1 protein-coding gene is annotated in these 632 nt (G+C 47.5%); it reads right to left on the bottom strand.

The genetic code is table 11. The annotated features are described in order from the left end of the window. A partial coding sequence (locus tag R7190_RS26135) for an efflux RND transporter permease subunit (RefSeq protein WP_318137712.1) occupies positions 1–632 on the bottom strand: 632 nt, incomplete at both ends.

The following is a 632-nucleotide window of genomic DNA, read 5'->3' as shown; positions in this document are numbered from 1 at the left end:
TGCGCCGCGCACAAACGCAAAAATCACACCGCGATCTTCTTGTGGCGTCAATTGAGCTGGTACTTGATTCATTAGGAAATAACTGCCGCCCATACAAGCCAGAATCACCAAAGGCGCAGCCAAGCGAGCTTTCAATGCTCTTTTCAATAATGAGCGGTAGCCATTCTCTAGCTTGCTAAACAGGCGATCGACCACTTCGTTGAATCGATTGGGTTTTACATTTGCCTTTAGGATCTGACTGCCCAACACCGGTGTAAGTGTCAGTGCAATCAAAGAGGAGAAAATTACCGACATAGCCAGCAATACAGAAAACTCTGTAAATAACAGCCCTACCATGCCATCCATAAAGGAAATTGGCAGAAACACCATCACCAGCACCAACGTTGTCGCGATAACCGCAAAACCAACCTCTCGAGTGCCTTTGTACGCGGCAAGCAGAGGCGATTCACCACGTTCAATATGGTGGAAGATGTTTTCAACAACCACAATCGCGTCGTCCACCACTAAACCAATAGACAGGATCAACGCCATCAAAGTGATCAAGTTGATAGAAAACCCAAAGTAGTACGCGGCAATGAACGAAGAGATCAGCGAAACGGGCACCGTAACCGCTGGGATTAGAGTTGCACGAG

Source organism: Vibrio sp. 1078-1 (genome assembly GCF_033340475.1).
Note: the sequence above shows the minus strand (reverse complement) of the source record. Positions and strands in the feature narration are given on the sequence as shown.